General features: G+C 65.8%; 14 protein-coding genes. 7 read left to right on the forward strand and 7 right to left on the reverse strand.

Features of this window, described 5'->3' with window-relative positions; genetic code table 11:
• Positions 1-200: 200 nt before the first annotated feature.
• Genes AK36_RS03090 through AK36_RS03100 form a run of 3 tightly spaced genes read left to right on the forward strand, consistent with a single transcriptional unit; the run spans position 201 to position 3,201 of the window.
• Positions 201-1,439 carry an ABC transporter substrate-binding protein gene (locus AK36_RS03090; protein WP_045577830.1) on the forward strand — a complete coding sequence of 413 codons (1,239 nt, stop codon included), beginning with the start codon at positions 201-203 and terminating at the stop codon, positions 1,437-1,439.
• Positions 1,436-2,344, forward strand: coding sequence for a carbohydrate ABC transporter permease (locus AK36_RS03095; protein WP_080938594.1), 909 nt, complete (start codon positions 1,436-1,438; stop codon positions 2,342-2,344). The genes AK36_RS03090 and AK36_RS03095 overlap by 4 nt, the downstream gene beginning before the upstream one ends.
• A complete protein-coding gene (locus tag AK36_RS03100; protein WP_045577831.1) occupies positions 2,314-3,201 on the forward strand; it encodes a carbohydrate ABC transporter permease in 888 nt (295 codons plus the stop codon). The genes AK36_RS03095 and AK36_RS03100 overlap by 31 nt, the downstream gene beginning before the upstream one ends.
• Before the next feature lie 9 nt (positions 3,202-3,210).
• On the opposite strand, the gene AK36_RS03105 is transcribed toward AK36_RS03100, so the two are convergent.
• The gene (locus AK36_RS03105) at positions 3,211-4,233 is read right to left on the reverse strand and encodes a LacI family DNA-binding transcriptional regulator (protein ID WP_014725361.1); all 1,023 of its coding nucleotides are present in this window, start codon (positions 4,231-4,233) and stop codon (positions 3,211-3,213) included.
• A gap of 6 nt (positions 4,234-4,239) precedes the next feature.
• Here AK36_RS03105 and AK36_RS03110 point away from each other — a divergent pair, with 6 nt between their 5' ends.
• Positions 4,240-5,154 carry a phosphatidylinositol-specific phospholipase C gene (locus tag AK36_RS03110; RefSeq protein ID WP_014725360.1) on the forward strand — a complete coding sequence of 305 codons (915 nt, stop codon included), beginning with the start codon at positions 4,240-4,242 and terminating at the stop codon, positions 5,152-5,154.
• On the opposite strand, the gene AK36_RS03115 is transcribed toward AK36_RS03110, so the two are convergent.
• Both AK36_RS03115 and AK36_RS03120 read right to left on the reverse strand, forming a co-directional pair.
• A complete protein-coding gene (locus AK36_RS03115; RefSeq protein WP_045577832.1) occupies positions 5,151-6,107 on the reverse strand; it encodes an alpha/beta hydrolase family protein in 957 nt (318 codons plus the stop codon). The two genes, AK36_RS03110 and AK36_RS03115, sit on opposite strands and share 4 nt — an antisense overlap.
• Positions 6,108-6,218: 111 nt before the next feature.
• The gene (locus tag AK36_RS03120; protein ID WP_011882557.1) at positions 6,219-6,830 is read right to left on the reverse strand and encodes a LysE family translocator; all 612 of its coding nucleotides are present in this window, start codon (positions 6,828-6,830) and stop codon (positions 6,219-6,221) included.
• An 86-nt stretch (positions 6,831-6,916) separates the two neighbouring features.
• Between AK36_RS03120 and AK36_RS03125 the strand changes: the two genes are divergently transcribed.
• Positions 6,917-7,444 (forward strand): GNAT family N-acetyltransferase, encoded by a 528-nt coding sequence (locus AK36_RS03125; RefSeq protein ID WP_045577833.1) that lies wholly within the window; start codon positions 6,917-6,919, stop codon positions 7,442-7,444.
• Between the two features lie 12 nt (positions 7,445-7,456).
• On the opposite strand, the gene AK36_RS03130 is transcribed toward AK36_RS03125, so the two are convergent.
• The 4 genes from AK36_RS03130 to AK36_RS03145 all read right to left on the reverse strand — a co-directional run bounded on the left by AK36_RS03130 (position 7,457) and on the right by AK36_RS03145 (position 10,911).
• Entirely contained in the window at positions 7,457-8,518 is a 1,062-nt protein-coding gene (locus tag AK36_RS03130) for an alkene reductase (RefSeq protein ID WP_014725357.1), read from the reverse strand.
• Between the two features lie 69 nt (positions 8,519-8,587).
• On the reverse strand, positions 8,588-8,896 hold the full coding sequence (locus AK36_RS03135; protein WP_011882554.1) for an ArsR/SmtB family transcription factor: 309 nt from the start codon (positions 8,894-8,896) through the stop codon (positions 8,588-8,590).
• 599 nt (positions 8,897-9,495) lie between these two features.
• The gene (locus AK36_RS03140; protein ID WP_045577834.1) at positions 9,496-10,314 is read right to left on the reverse strand and encodes a TIGR02391 family protein; all 819 of its coding nucleotides are present in this window, start codon (positions 10,312-10,314) and stop codon (positions 9,496-9,498) included.
• 120 nt (positions 10,315-10,434) lie between these two features.
• Entirely contained in the window at positions 10,435-10,911 is a 477-nt protein-coding gene (locus AK36_RS03145; protein WP_045577835.1) for a helix-turn-helix domain-containing protein, read from the reverse strand.
• Between the two features lie 279 nt (positions 10,912-11,190).
• Here AK36_RS03145 and AK36_RS03150 point away from each other — a divergent pair, with 279 nt between their 5' ends.
• Together AK36_RS03150 and AK36_RS03155 are read left to right on the forward strand one after the other, a co-directional pair.
• On the forward strand, positions 11,191-11,748 hold the full coding sequence (locus AK36_RS03150) for a hypothetical protein (RefSeq protein ID WP_045577836.1): 558 nt from the start codon (positions 11,191-11,193) through the stop codon (positions 11,746-11,748).
• A gap of 103 nt (positions 11,749-11,851) precedes the next feature.
• The gene (locus AK36_RS03155) at positions 11,852-12,421 is read left to right on the forward strand and encodes an HAD domain-containing protein (RefSeq protein WP_224383329.1); all 570 of its coding nucleotides are present in this window, start codon (positions 11,852-11,854) and stop codon (positions 12,419-12,421) included.
• Positions 12,422-12,720: the final 299 nt, after the last annotated feature.

The raw sequence follows: 12,720 nt of genomic DNA on the forward strand, positions 1-12,720 counted from the left end.
CCGCGACGTCGAGCGCGCCAACCCCGCCCGCGATCTCTCGCTGGCACACCGTCTCTCGTCCCGCGCCGTCCAGCTGCCATCAATCCGTAACGATCGACGTGAACAATGGCGGTCGCTTCAGATCGCCGGAAGCACAGCCATCGCTGCACACGTGTGCAGCCCGAGGCCGACCTGCCACCACGCCGAACGAGAGAGACCACATGACCCTGCTGAGCCGTCTGCGCGCGCTGTCCGCCGCCGTTACGCTGTCCGTTGCCGCTTCGCATGCCTTCGCGGCGGATCTCGTCATCGCGGGCCGCGACGACATCTACGGCAAGGGGCTCGCCGACGCCGTCGCCGGTTTCAACAAGCTGCATCCGGGCACCGACATCGAGCTGCTCAAGCTGCCGAACGCGAACCTGTACCAGAAGCTGAAGCTGTCGATGCGCGAAGGCACCGGCACGTACGACCTCGTGATGATGGACGACACGTGGGCGCCCGAATTCATCGGCAACGGCTGGTTGAAGCCGCTGCCCGCGGCGCTCGCCGACGCGGACCTCGTGCCGTCCGCGGTCGCGCTCGGCCGGAATGCGTCAGGCGCGCTGTACGCGCTGCCGATCGTCGGCAACGTCGAGATGTTCGCTTACCGCAAGGATCTGCTCGCGAAGTACCGCCTGCAGCCGCCGCGCAACTGGGACGACGTGCTGAAAATCGCACAGACCGTCGGCGCGGCGGACCGCAGCATGTCGGGCGTCGTGTTTCGCGGCACCAAGGGCAATCCGATCGTGACCGGCTTTCTGCCGATCCTGTGGGCGTACGGCGGCGACGTGTTCGATCGCGCCGGCAACGTGACGATCGATTCGCGCGAGGCGCAGGCCGCGCTGAAGACCTTCGTCGCGTTGAAGGCGTACGCGCCGAAGGACGTCGACGTGTACGGCGCCGCCGAAGTGCGCGACGCGCTGCAACGCGGCGCCGCCGCGCAGTCGATCGAAGTGTGGCCGGCGTGGATTCCGGCGCTCGACGATCCGAAGCAGTCGCGCGTGGCCGGGCAGATCGCGCTGCAGCCGCCGCCCGGCCAGACGGCCGGCCCCGCGCCGATGCTCGGCATCTGGCAGATGGGCATTCCGAAGGATGCGCCGCACGCGAAGCTCGCGCAGGACTTCCTCGCGTACCTGAGCTCGCGCGACACGCAGACGCGGCTCGCGGCGCTCGGCATTCCGCCGACGCGCCGCAGCGTGTTCGCCGATCCGGCGCTGGTGCGCCAGTATCGCTGGTATCCCGATCAACTGAAGGCGCTCGAAGCGGGCCGCGCGCGGCCGCGCGTGAAGGACTGGCAACAGGTCGAGAGCATTCTCGGCGATCAACTGCAGCTCGCGCTGACCGGGCAGGCCGCGCCCGAGGCGGCGCTGCGCCAGGCACAGCAGAAGATCGCGCAGGCGATGGCCGCGGCCGGCAAGTGACGGCGCGCGTCCATGCGCGCGGCGGCGTCGCGCGCGTCAAGCCGTTGGTCCGCAGTCTGCCGTTCGTCGCGCTGCTCGGCCCCGCGCTGCTGGTGCTGGCCGCGCTCGCGCTGTACCCGGTCGCGCAGGTGCTGGTCGACTCGTTCTGCCGCGTCGACTATACGGCGGGCCGCCGCGCGTTCGCGGGGCTCGCGAACTATCGCGCGGTGCTCGGCGACGACGCCTTCTCCGCCGGCTTCGGCAATACGCTGCGGTTCACGATCGTCGCGTCGCTCGCCGAAGTGGCGCTCGGCTTCGGCCTCGCGCTGTTGTTCGTGCGCGCTTTCCCCGGGCGGCGCATCGCGCTGCCGCTCGCGATTCTGCCGATGATGCTGTCGACGCTCGTGTGCTCGGCGATCTGGCGCAACTGGCTGAACTTCGACGGCTTCCTCAATGCGCTGCTCGCCGTGTTCGGCATCGAAGGCGTGCGCTGGCTGTCCGATCCGCATCTCGCGCTGTGGTCGCTCGCGCTGGTCGACGTGTGGCAATGGACGCCGATGGCGTTCCTGATCGTGCTGGCCGGGCTGCAATCGATTCCCCACGAGCTCTATGAAGCCGCGCGCACCGACGGCGCGAGCGAATGGCAGTGCCTGCGCGACATCACGCTGCCGCTCGCGGCGCCGCAGATCGGCCTCGCGCTGCTGCTGCGCTCGATCGACACGTTCAAGCTGTTCGACAAGGTCTATGCGCTGACGGGCGGCGGCCCCGGCAACGCGACGCAGACCTTGTCGACCTACATCTACGACACGGGCTTCCGCTTTTTCGACGTCGGAACGGCGAGCGCCGCGTCGGTGCTGATGCTCGCGGCGTCCGCACTGCTGGTCTCGGGATACGTATGGCAAACGGTTCGCAAGCGGCGCGCGTGACGCCGCAACGCGTCGGCAGCGCGCCTGCGCGCGCGGGCGCCGCGCTCGCGCACGCGGCGCCGTGGGCGCTGCGCCTCGTCGCGCTCGCGTTGCTGTTGCTGCCGTGTCTGTGGATGGCCGGCGCCGCGTTCATGCCGACGCTCGAACGCCTCGACCATCCGCTGCGGATCTGGCCGGCCGCGCCGACGCTCGAGCATTTTGCATCGGTATGGTCGAACGGCATCGGCGCGCCGCTCGCCAATTCGCTGCTGGTCGGCTTCGGCACGACGCTGCTCGCGCTGGTGCTCGCGTTTCCGGCCGCGTACGCGCTCGTGCGGCTGCGATTTCCCGCGCGGCTCGACGTGCTGTTCCTGATGCTCGTGCTCGCGTTGAAGCTGATGCCGCCGATCACGATCGCGGTGCCGCTGTTCGCGCTCGCGAAGCGCCTGCATCTGCTCGACTCGACGCCCGGCCTGATGCTCGCGTATCAGCTGTACGCGCTGCCGATGGCGATCTGGATGCTGCTCGCGTTCGTGCGCGACGTGCCGCTCGAATACGAGGAGGCCGCGTGCATCGACGGTGCGGGGCTCGCGCGCCGGCTCGTGCAGATCGTGCTGCCGCTGTGCGCGCCGGGGTTGATCGCGACCGCGATCTTCGTGTTCATCGCCGCATGGAACGAATTCCTGATCGCGCTGCTGTTCGTGTCGACGCCAAGCCGCTTCACGCTGCCGCTCGCGATCGCCGGCTACGTGACCGAGAACGGCATCGACTGGGGCGACCTCATGAGCGCGGGGCTGCTCGCGTCGCTGCCGACGCTCGCCATGGCCGGCTACGTGCAGCGCTACCTGCTGCGCGGCTTCGCGGGCGGGCTGAAGTGACGGCGCGCGTCACGCGCAACTGTGCCGCACCACGTGCGTGACCGGCACGACGCGCGTGCGCGACGCGCCGTCGAATGCGCTGATCCGGTCGGCGAGCAGGTCGACGGCCGCGTGCGCGAGACCTTGCGTATCCTGGCGCAGCGTCGTGAGCCGGTACGCGTCGTATGCGGCGGCGGGGATGTCGTCGAAGCCGATCACGCGGACGTCGTCGGGCACGCGCAGGCCGAACGCAGCGCGCGCGGCGTCGATCACGCCGAGCGCGAGCAGGTCGGACGAACAGAACACGCCGTCCGGGCGGTGGTCGGCCGCGAACAGCTGCTGCGCGGCGTCGAGGCCGCACGCATGCGTGTCGGATGCCGTATCGATCACGCTCGCGAGCGTCGCGCCGGACATGTTGCCGCGTTGCAGCGCGTGCGCGAACGCGTCGGCGCGCGAGCGCGCGCTGAAGCTCGCGGTATGCGGGCCGACGAACGCGAGCCGGCGTGCTCCGGCGTGCACGAGACGCTGCGCGGCCTCGGCGGCGCCGGCCGCGTTGTCGCTGACGACGACGTCCGCGCCGGCCAGATTCGCTTCCCTGTTGATCATCACGACCGGGATCCGGTGCGCGAGATACTGCCGAGCGACCGACAGCGGCGGCGACGCGGACGTCATCACGAGGCCGGCGACGCGGTAGCTGAGCAGCCGTTCGAGCGCTTGCCGGAGCTGCTGCGGGTCGTCGGCGTTGGTCACGAGCGGCGTGAATGCGCGCTGCCCGAGCACGGCCATCAGGTCCGACAGCAGCCGCGCGCGCAACGGGTTCTCGAAACCAGCCGTCACGACGCCGATCATGCTGCTGCGCTGCGTGATCATGTCGCGCGCGATCAGGTTGACCTGATAGCCGAGCGCACGCGCGGCGGCCATCACGCGTTCGCGCGTGTCGGGCGCGATGCTCGCCGTCGACGAGAACGCGCGCGACACCGCGGAGCGCGACACGCCGGCGCGCGCGGCGACGTCCGACGCCGTGACCCAGGTTTTCCTTTCCTTGCCGATCATCGACACATGTTCCTCTCGACACACGAAACGCCCGCACCGCTGACCGACTGGATGTCGGCGCTCGACGACGCACGGCCGCTGCATACGCTGACCCTACCGGGCAGCCATGACACCTGTGCGTATACGGTCGACGATCCGCTCGTGCGCACGCAGCGCGCGCCGCTCGCTGCGCAGCTTGCGCACGGCGTGCGGCTGCTCGACATCCGCTGCCGGCATCGTTGCGACACGTTCGACATTCATCACGGCGCGATCGCGCTCGGCATGTCGTTCGACGACGTGCTCGCCGATTGCGCGCGGTTTCTCGCCGCGCATCCGCGCGAATGCATCGTGATGTCGGTGAAGGACGAATGGCCCGCGCACGCGTGCACGCGCGGCTTCGATGCCACGTTCGACGCGCATCGCGCGCGTCATCCGGCACTGCGCTGGCATGCGGGTCGCGCGCTACCCGCGCTCGGCGACGTGCGCGGCGCGATCGTGCTGCTGCGGCGGTTTCGCAGCGGCCGGCCGCTCGGCATCGACCTGAGCGCGTGGCCCGACAACGCGACCTTCACGATCGATCATCCGGATGCGTCGTTCGTGATCCAGGACGAATACCGGGTGCCCGTCGTCGGGTCGATCCAGTACAAGTGGCGGGTGATCGAAGCGCTGCTGACCGGCATGCCGTCGCCGCAAAGCGGCCGCTGGGCGATCAACTTCTGCAGCGGTACGGGGATGGGCGCGAATCCGTCGATCGTCGCGCGCGGCGACGGCCGCGTGCAGGGCATCCATGCGCGGCTCGCCCAACACCTGCGCGAACGGCCCGGCCCGTGCGGCGCGATGCTGCTCGACTTCTGCGATGACGACGACTGGGCGCTCGTGCGCGCGCTGGTCGCGTGCAACGGTTTCGTGGTTGCGCGGCCGTGCGCGCCGAGCGGCTGTTAGCGCATGTGTGCGTTGAAGAACGCGAGCGCGCTCGCGTCGAGCGTCGCATGGAACGCCACGCGATCGAAACCCTTCGCGTCGGTGCAGACGGCCGGCGCGTGCTGCGCGAGTGAGGGCGGACACGGCGCGAGAAACGCGAAGTGCCCCGCATTGGGCACCACGTGCAGTTCGGGGCGCGCGGGCAGCAACTTGGCCAGCGCGGGGCCGGTGTGCGGCTCGACGCCGTCGCCGCCGAATTCGGAGGTCCATAGCTGGATCGGCGCGTGCACGTTGGTCAGCGTGGCGGCGCTCGGGAATTCGTCGAGCGGATCGGCGATCACGTAAGCCTTGACGCGCGCGTCGTGCGTCAACGGCTGGCGCGTGATGCTTTCGTCGTGAATCTGCTTGCAGATGCGCCACGCGGGGTTCGTGCATGCGACCGGCGCATGCGCGAAATCGGGGTTGCCGCCCGCCAGCACGAGGCCCGTGTAGCCACCGCGCGAAAAACCGAAGAAGCCGATCCGCGCCGGGTCGATGCGTGCGGCGTCGGCCGAGGGGCCGAGCATGTAGTCGACGAGCCGCTTGATGTCGGTCGGCCGTTCGAAGAATTCCTGCGCGTCGGCGGCGCGGCTCATGTCGGCGAACGTGTCGCCCGGATGATTGATCGCCGCGACGACGTAGCCCGCATCGGCGAGCGTTTCCGCCAGATCGTGGTGGCCGAGATACGTGCCGCCGTGGCCGTGCGAGATCACGACCAGCGGCAGCGCGTCGCCGACGGTCGCGCAGTCGCGCCGGCCTTGCAGCAGGTACGGGCCGACCGTCAGCGTCTGCGCGGCATCGGCGCAGGGCGTCCATATGATCGCGTGCAGTTCGGGGCCGGATGCATCGGCAGGAATCGTGGCGAACTTGACGCCGGCCGCCTGCGCGAGCGTCGCGCACAGGCACAGCAGCGAAGCGGACAGCCAGTGCTTCATGATGGACTCCTCCGGTGAGGCGAGTGCATGCGACGTGCTGGCCCGCGTGTCCGATCGTACGGACCTTCCGATTGGAGCCTGTCGCCGTTCGTCATGCCCGGCGAGGGCGAGTCACCGCACCGCGATCGCGACCGCCGCGCCGGCCATCGCGGTCGCACTCGTGCGGTTCGCGATCCGCTTCGCGCGTGCGGAGGTGAGGAACGCGCGCGCCCGCAGCGCGAGCAGCGACCAGAAGCAGTCGGTCAGGATCAGGATCACGAGCATCGTGCCGACCAGCTCGCCCCACGCGAGCACGCCGACCTGCGTCAGATCGACGATCGTCGGCAGCAACGCCAGATAGAACAGCATGATCTTCGGGTTGCCGAGCGTGACCAGCGTGCCGGCCGCGAACATGCGCCACGGCGACTGGCCGCGCGGCAGGTCGGCGGCTTTCGTGTCGGTCGGCGCCCGCCACATCTTCCACGCGAGCAGCAGCAGATACGCGACGCCGACGAGCTTCAGCACGAGCAGGCCGCTTTCGAACGTGCGCGTGAACGCGGACAGCCCGGCGACGGCCAGCGTGAGCCACAGCGCTTCACCGATCCACATCGCCGCGAGGAACGGCAGCACGTCGCGCACGCCGTTCGTCAGCACGCGCGCGACGAGCGCGGCGACGCTCGGGCCGGGCGTGCCGGCTAGGGCGAGAAGGGCGAAGGCGAACACGGCGAGCGCGGACAACGTCATGGCGAACCTCTGGCGGAAGGGGGCGTTCGAAAGGTATGAAGTTTCGATTATAGTGACGGCCGTTTCCGTCTGCCTGAGTTGCCGTGATGACAGTATCGATCCGGATTCGCCGCGCCACGCGCGCAGACGCGGCCGCGATGGCCGCCGTCGAAGTGGCCGCTGCCCGGCGCTTTCAGTTCATCGGCATGCCGGACATTGCCGAAAGCGAGCCGACCGATGCGGGCGCCGTGCGCGAGCGCATCGACGCGGGCCACGCGTATGTCGCGACGGACGAAACGGGCGCGTGCGTCGGCTTCGCGTTCTACCGGCTGCTCGACGCGCGGCGGCTCTACCTGGAAGAACTCGACGTCGCGCCGTCGCATGCGGGGCAGCGCATCGGCGCGCGCCTGATCGAGCGGATCATGACGCGCGCCGCGCGCGACGGGTTCGCTGAGGTCGTGCTGTCGACGTTTCGCGACGTGCCGTGGAATGCGCCGTACTACGCGCGCGTCGGCTTTCGTGTGATCGACGACGCAGCGCTCGACGCCGCGCTGCGCGCGATTCGCGCGCATCACGTCGAGCGCGGGCTCGACGAGACGCGCCGCGTGTTCATGCGCGCCGACGTGCGCGCGTGAACGTCCGCGCCGTCAGGCTGCGTCGTCTAGCGCCGGATAGTCGGTGTAGCCCGTCTCGCCTTGCGCGTAGAACGTCTCCGGCACCGGCTTGTTCAGCGGTGCGCCGAGTTCGAGACGGCGCGGCAGGTCCGGGTTCGCGATGAACAGCTTGCCCCACGCGATCGCGTCGGCGCTGCCGTCGGCGAGCGCTTGCCGTGCCGAGTCGGGCGTGAATTGCTCGTTCGCGATCAGCGGGCCGCCGAACGCTTCCTTCAGGCGCGGGCTCAACTGGTCGCCCGTATACGACTCGCGCGTGAAGATGAACGCGATCTTGCGGCGGCCGAGTTCGCGCGCGACGTAGCCGAACGTTGCAGCCGGATTCGAGTCACCCATCGTGTGCGCGTCGCCGCGCGGCGCGAGATGGACACCGACGCGGCCCGCGCCCCACACGTCGATCGCCGCGTCGACCACTTCGAGCAGCAGGCGCGCGCGGTTCTCGATCGGGCCGCCGTACGCATCGGTGCGACGATTGGTGCTGTCCTGCAGGAACTGGTCGAGCAGGTAGCCGTTCGCGCCGTGAATCTCGACGCCGTCGAAACCGGCCTTTTTCGCGTTTTCGGCGCCCTTGCGGTAGGCCGCGACGATGCCCGGAATTTCGTCGAGTTCGAGCGCGCGCGGCGTCACGAACGGGCGCTCCGGCCGCACCAGGCTCACATGGCCGCCTGCCGCGATCGCGCTCGGCGCGACCGGCAGGTCGCCGTCCAGGAACATCGGGTCGGAGATCCGGCCGACGTGCCACAGCTGCAGCACGATGCGGCCGCCGGCCGCGTGCACGGCCTGCGTCACGCGCTTCCAGCCTTCGACCTGTTCGTCGGACCAGATGCCCGGCGTATCCGCGTAGCCGACGCCTTGCGGCGTGACCGACGTCGCCTCGCTGATGATCAGGCCGGCCGACGCGCGTTCGGCGTAGTAGCGCGCCATCAGCTCGTTCGGCACGCGGGTCGTGCCGGCGCGGGCGCGCGTGAGCGGCGCCATGACGATGCGATTCGGCAGCGTCAGCTCGCCGAGGGTAACGGGGTCGAACAGGGTAGGCATGGAGATAACCTTTTCACGATGGGCGGGAGGCCGTCGCTTCGCTTCGCGTGCGGCGGCCGGTCCGCAGGGTCAGAGTTCGCGGCGTACGGCGTCGAGAAACGCCTCGATGACGGCCTCGTTGCGCCGGAAGAACGCCCACTGACCGATCCGTGTGGACGTCACGAGCCCCGCGCGCTGCAGCGTCGCGAGGTGCGCGGAGACGGTCGATTGCGACAGCCCGCAGCGCGCGTCGATCTGCCCGGCGCAGACGCCGTGGTCGTACGGCAGCGTCTGCGCGGGGAAATGCACGTCGGGCGTTTTCAGCCAGACGAGAATCTCCCGGCGCACGGGATTCGAGAGCGCTTTCAGGATCGCATCGATGTCGAGTTCGGTCGGCATGGCAAGGGTCAGATGTTCGGGCGGAAAAACCGGAGCACAACGAGTATCGCCGTTGACCGAATCATATATCGGAAAAAGACGATATGCACGGTGGCACTGGCGGGAGTGGGGTTGATCGATGATGGGAAACAATTAAGTCTGTCGGGCGACGATAAAGTCTGTCGGGCTCGTGCCGCGACTGTAGATGGCCTCGAAGCTTATGATGCATCGACCAAAAAGTTGAAAAAATGTATTGAGATTCTATATTGATAGTTAAAGTAAATTGTCGCCGTGGTCTTCGAAGACTTCCAGGACGCGTTCGTGACGCTTTTCAGTCAGATGAAGGCGGAACGTAGAATCTGGCGAAGTCGGTGACGGTGGAGTAAGAGATGTCGTCACGTCGGCGACGTTAACGGCGCACAAAAAAGTCTGTACCTGAACAAAAAAGGTTGTACCTGTACAAAAAAGCCTGTACCTGCACAAAAAAGTCTGTACCAACCGTCTTGTTCAAACGTATAGGCATCACTGTCATGCACACCCACCATCCTATGATGGTCATCGTAGAATGGTGGGGCCACGAATGGCTGCAGGTTGGATGGCCTGCACGGCCCCCGGGTAACCTAGTCGCTTTCGCCGGACTTCGCGATATCTAGCTTCCTATGGACTAGCGATAGCATTGTTAGCGTGTCCAGAGCGTCTTGTTCGCTCATGTCCCACTCGATTTTGGCATTGTGTGCGAGCGGATTGCGAACCATGCCAAAGATGCCCTTGAGAAGATTTGCGAACCCGCGTTGCTCTCCGAAATCGGTCTTAGACTGGAGCGCATTGATGGCGACGCGAGGCGTCCCACTTGACATCCCTAGAGCGAAATCGACAAGTTCTGCGCCGTCCCCTGTTCCTCCAGAGAGCTGCTCGAGTCGCTTAGCGACTGACTTGACCGCCTCAAAGACAGCATGGAAATAGTTTTCCTGCAGAAGCTCACTGCGGCAAAAGGCAAGGACATTCGGATGAACGTCGCGTTGTTCGAGGACTGCCTTTAGCCGGTTTGCCCGCGACAACGCCTCATCTAGCGTAGAGGCCTTTTGTGCGTAGCCGACTTGCCCGTCCTCCCGCACGCGATAGCCGCACAACGAAAGGGCGGAGTTCAGCTTTTCGCGTCTCCATGCAAAGAGCTCAGGCTTCCGGAGGTATAGCGACGGATTCATCGCCTCATTGATGAACTGAATGGTGTGATTGCCGACGCCATGCTTGTTTTGTTGGGTGGCGAGCGCATTAAACAAACGCTGCCATTTCGTCATTTGGGGCGTAGGGTCTTGGAAGCGTTTGTTGGCCAGCAGGTGGCCGATTTCGGTCCCGGTCAGACCGTTTGCCGTATCGCCCAGTACACGGCAGATACTTTCCAACTGCTGATGGGTAAAGCACGGCAGGTTACTCGCCATTCACAGCTCCATCGTCACTTATGTCGACGGCACGTTGCCGTGGAATTTTACAGCGCCGACGGACGGATGTCGGGGAATTCCAATGGTTGTCGCTCACTGGACCTTCGAGGCTGCGGCACGTTATCGGCTCGACAGTGTCGTTGCATCGAGGAGCTGCTGAATGCCAACGCCAAGTGCGTCCGCCAAGTCCTGCAGGTCGACGGCCATTGGACTGGCGCCCCCGTTCTCCAATCGTCCCACGTAGGTGCGGAATCGATGCGCTTTGACCGAGAGCGCTTCCTGACTGAGGCCCGCCTCAGTTCTGAGCCGTTTGACGTTGGCTATCACTCGGGCCGTGGCGTCTTCCCCGGCTGGTTGCTGTTCGTCGACAGGCCGGTCACAGAAGAAGTCGAGTACATCCACGCCCAGTACATCGGCTAACCGGGAAAGAGTCGAAAGTCGGAGGTTTGCCCGCCGTCCTTGTTCGACGCTCGCGAGGTTCGTGCGAGCCAGCGACGCCCTCGCAGCGAGTTCGTCTTGCGAGAGGCCGGCACGTTTTCGAATCGTTCTAAGTCGTTCGGACAGCCCGTTGGCGACCGCTTCATGGAGCTTCGGCATAGCCGCACAGCATCCCTTGCAGTCGAAAAATTTTCTACCACTCCTTATGTGTACGCTTGAAAAGAATACGCATAAAAAGCTACAATTCGACTTGAGCCGACGGAGCGAGAGCCTCCGTCGCGGACACTTTTCGTACAGTTCGATTGACCCTCCAGCAGAGCAATGGACCGAGGGAGGTGCGCGCTATTGATAAGTCCGTCGTCTCGGCGAGGCGAGCGGCCGACGCAAATTGAAAACCCCGGGCACGCACCGGTAGCTTCCTTCCGAAATGGGACATACATGGTTTTGATTTTCTTCTGCGTCAGCGGCGTTATAGGCGCGATTGACCGACATCCGTCCATAACGACTCGTGAAAACGAACCTGAGGCTTCTCGTTCGCTTGAGTCGGACGCCAGCCTGTTCGCACGGACAATCGAGCCGTTCCCTGGGGCTCTCGTAGTCATTGCAAACGACTGGCCACTGCTCTACGACCTCGAGGTCTTGCGGCAGGAATGCGCGGCGTTCGCGCAGCGCATCGTGAACGCAGTGAGAACCCTCGGCGGCACTAAAGAGGAAGCGGTCTTGGGGTTCTTGTCCTCGCTGCCGGCAGAGTACGTTGTGGTCGCATCGCCGGATTTTGAGTTCAGCGACGTGACGGCGGCGAGGCGTGTGAACGTCGACTCGCAGTTCGGTTTTGACGCTGGTGCGGCTGACCGGTTGCGAGTGCTTCTTGAGAAGGCCGCCGAGGCCGCTACGCACCCCGTCTCTGCCGACGACATCATGAGAGCGACTGCTGGCAACCCGTGGGTGCGGCGTTTACAGACCTATCTCGCACATAGCAGGCAGCGAACCATTTGAATGCCCAAATTGGTTATCTCGAGAAGCCGCGAGCTACTGACGCATTGCGAAGGCAATGGCGGTGCTGCCCGTTCAGTTGGATGGCCCGCTGTGGTAGCTCGTGATGGCTGTGCATGCGCCGAGCCGGCAGATTGCGGGCCGGCGCCAAGTAGCGTGGCAACAGATATTGACGATGAGCGAGCGGCGAATTCTCTTTCTCGACATTGACGGAGTCCTGCATCGAGGCAACTCGTATGTTGCGGGCCGCCGCATCATTAGCAGCGCTCCCGGGCGCATCGAACTGTTTGAGTTCGTGCCCACGCTGGACGGCGCATTGAACTCGCATCCAGACGTGTCGGTTGTGCTTTCCTCCGATTGGGCCTATCGATTCGGGCTTGACTACACCCGTTCCCAACTGCCGTCGGCATCGTTGCGCGCACGGGTAATCGGCGCGACGTATCAGGGTTGCGAATTCGACGAGCAATTGTGGCCAATGCTATCGAGAGGCGCACAGGTCCTCGACTACGTTCGCCGACAAGGGTGTGAGGGCCTCGAATGGATTGCGATTGATGACCGGACGGATGGGTTCGAAAGTTGCCGAGAGCGGCTGGTGCATTGCCAGTCCGACTATGGGTTAGGGGACCCCGCCGTCGTCGAACTGCTGCGGCGCAGACTACATGAACGATTCTCATAGTCAGCAGTGGTTGGCGGCACCGCATGATTGAGAGCAAATAGCCTGGTATTGAGGGAGAAGGATGCGAACCAAGGGACAACGCGCCGAGTCAACCATTGGCGGGCGGTACACGCTCGAGCGGATGATTGCTGATGCTATGGACCATGGTCTTATGCAAGTCCTTGATGCGATGACGCCGCGAGAGTACGTTGCGCTTCGGACGATGTCCCCGTTCGAAATCGGCTACAGGTTCAAGCAGCTGTTGCGCGACGAGCTGTACGAGCGACGTCGGGAAGCGATGAAGAGGCAACGAAACAGAG

Origin of the sequence: Burkholderia vietnamiensis LMG 10929 (genome assembly GCF_000959445.1) — a bacterium.
Taxonomy (GTDB): Bacteria; Pseudomonadota; Gammaproteobacteria; order Burkholderiales; family Burkholderiaceae; genus Burkholderia; species Burkholderia vietnamiensis.